Source organism: Streptomyces durbertensis (assembly GCF_014156695.1).
In the GTDB taxonomy this organism is placed as follows: Bacteria; Actinomycetota; Actinomycetes; order Streptomycetales; family Streptomycetaceae; genus Streptomyces; species Streptomyces durbertensis.
Genome location: NZ_WMLF01000645.1, coordinates 1 through 2,145, shown reverse-complemented (window position 1 = coordinate 2,145; position 2,145 = coordinate 1). Strand labels below are relative to the sequence as shown.

Below are 2,145 nucleotides of genomic sequence, written 5' to 3'. Positions count from 1 at the left end.
GTTGTGGTCCAGGCGCCACAGGACGCGTGCCCCGGCAGGGCTCTCACCCGGCGAGGAGGCGGGGAGGAGGGCCGGGAAGGAGGACATGACGGCGGCGTGCAGCGCCTGGGGAGAGGAGAGCAGGCGGCGGGCGCCGGCGCGTGCGGTGTTCACTCGGAAACGGGTCAGGTACATCAGGTGTTCCGTCCCTCCGCCGCCGCCTCGGCGAGGGCGGTCATCGGGTCGTGGTCGGCCCAGCCGGGGGCGGGGCGTCGCGCGGGCCGGTGGTGTGGGTTGGCGACTTCGGCGGGCCGGCAGGTGACCACGCCGCGCAGCGCGTGGCGGCGGTGTTCGGCGGCGAAGCTGAGCGGCTGGTCGCGGAGGGTGTCCGTCTCGCCGCGTTCGCCGGGGCGCGGCTCGCGTCGGAGGGTGAGGGGGACGACGGGTTCGTCGTGTCGGCTCCGCTGGTGCCACGTGGCGGCCTGCCAGGGTTCGGCACGCAGTGCGGCTTCGACGTCCTTGTCGGCGTGGACGCGGAGGACGAGCCGGCCGGCCGGTGGGCAGGAGCGGCGGCCGAGGTAGGGCGGGTAGACGGGGGTGTGCAGGGCCGCCTCCAACTCGGTCAGCTGCGCGTGGTCGCCTTCGAGGGCGGCGACGAAGACGGCGTCGGAGAGGTAGAAGCGCTCGGTGAGCGGCATCGATCTGCCGGTCACGGCGTGGTGGGCGGTCTGGAAGTCCCTTACCCGCATGCCGGGTTGGTCGACGCGGACGCCGAAGCGGAGGCGGGCGAGCCGGGCCAGGCCGTCGTTGTCGTCCCGGGTGAGGCCCTGGGCGGCGGCGAGCAGGCCGATGACGCCGCTCTTGGTCGGCATCGCCTCCGTCGTGCGGCGGACGAAGCGGGCGGCGGACCCCCAGGACTGGAGGGGGCCCGCCAGCCGCAGCGTGAGCGTGCTCATGCGGTGGCGTCCAGGCGTTCGGCGACGGCGCGGCCGACGGCGGCGACAAGCTCGGGGAGGCTCGCGGCCTCCTCTCCGATGTCGGCGAGCTTGGCGGTGTTGTCGCCGACGCGCAGGACCCAGGTGGTGGTCGTCTCGGCGTCGCCGTACTTGGACTCCATGTCGGCGGCGTAGTCGGCGAGTCGACCGCAGGCCTCGCGGAGGTGGCCGCCGGAGAGGTCGGCCGTCACGGGCTCCTCGAACGCGGCGACAAAACTCATGGGGCGGGTGGTGCGGAGCTTGAGCACCACGGCGTCGGGGAGCGTGTGGTTGCCGAAGGTGTTGATCTTGCCGGTGGGGAGCGAGGCGACAAAGCCGTGGACGAACGCCTCGACCGCGCGGCGGACGGGCTCGCTGCGCGGCTCGTCGTCGCGCAGGCCCTGGCCGAGGTTGGCGGCGAGCTGGTGGACGCCGAGGGCGGCGTACCGGTACAGCGTCGCGGAGTTGAAGTCGACCGTGCCGATCATTCCGGCGCCGGTCTCCGCGTCCTCGTTCTTGTCGTCGACGGCGGTGTAGTAGTCGGCCTCGTTCTCCGCGCGGTGCACGCTGATGGCGTGCGCGACCTGCACGGCGGCGTCGACGTTGATGTCGGCGGCGTCGGCGACCATGCGGCCGAACAGGGCGATGTCGACGGAGTGCCGGGTGCTCGCGATCTCCTTCGCCTTCGCCTTGTTCTCCTTGTCCTTGAGGTGCGCCTTGATGTCGGCGGCGCCCTCGACGGCCAGCGCGGCGAGGCCGTCGATCTGGCGGGCGCTGAGGAACATCAGGTACTTCGCCTCCGGCGCCGCCTCGGGATCGCCGTCCTCCGCCTGCTTCGACTTGCGTTTCGGCACCTCGATCTTCGCGCCGGTGGCCTCCTTGACGACCGCCTCGGCCAGTTTCAGCGCGTCGGCCTGCGGGATGGCGGGGTCGCGCTCGGTGATGCGGCCGGCGAGGAGTTCGACGACCTTCTTGGTGCGGACGCCGAGTTCACTCGGGTCGAGCAGGTTCTGCTCGCCGAAGAAGGTGCGGGTGGCGCGCTTCCACGCCTGGCTGGAGACGCGGGCGCGCGGAACGCCGCCGTAGATCGCCGACTTGGGGGCGCCCGTGTCGTCCCGGTTGAGGTTGCTGGGCGGCACGGTCTGGAGCACGTGCACGTCGAGGAAGCAGCTGTTCACGAGGCGTCCTTGCT

Annotated in this window: 3 protein-coding genes; all 3 read right to left on the bottom strand. The window is 72.5% G+C overall.

The genetic code is table 11. The features are described 5' to 3' along the window. On the bottom strand, positions 1-174 hold a 174-nt coding region (locus tag GL263_RS25455), incomplete at its 3' end, for a type I-E CRISPR-associated protein Cas6/Cse3/CasE (RefSeq protein WP_182858095.1). Continuing rightward, a complete protein-coding gene (gene cas5e, locus GL263_RS25450; RefSeq protein ID WP_182858094.1) occupies positions 174-935 on the bottom strand; it encodes a type I-E CRISPR-associated protein Cas5/CasD in 762 nt (253 codons plus the stop codon). The genes cas5e and GL263_RS25455, both read right to left, overlap by 1 nt. Further along, a complete protein-coding gene (gene cas7e, locus GL263_RS25445) occupies positions 932-2,131 on the bottom strand; it encodes a type I-E CRISPR-associated protein Cas7/Cse4/CasC (protein ID WP_182858093.1) in 1,200 nt (399 codons plus the stop codon). The genes cas5e and cas7e overlap by 4 nt, the downstream gene beginning before the upstream one ends. Positions 2,132-2,145 lie beyond the last annotated feature (14 nt).

Bases quoted from the DNA above. Each gene is read 5' to 3' on its own strand.
- cas5e (WP_182858094.1), bottom strand. From the start codon at position 935: ATGAGCACGCTCACGCTGCGGCTGGCGGGCCCCCTCCAGTCCTGGGGG.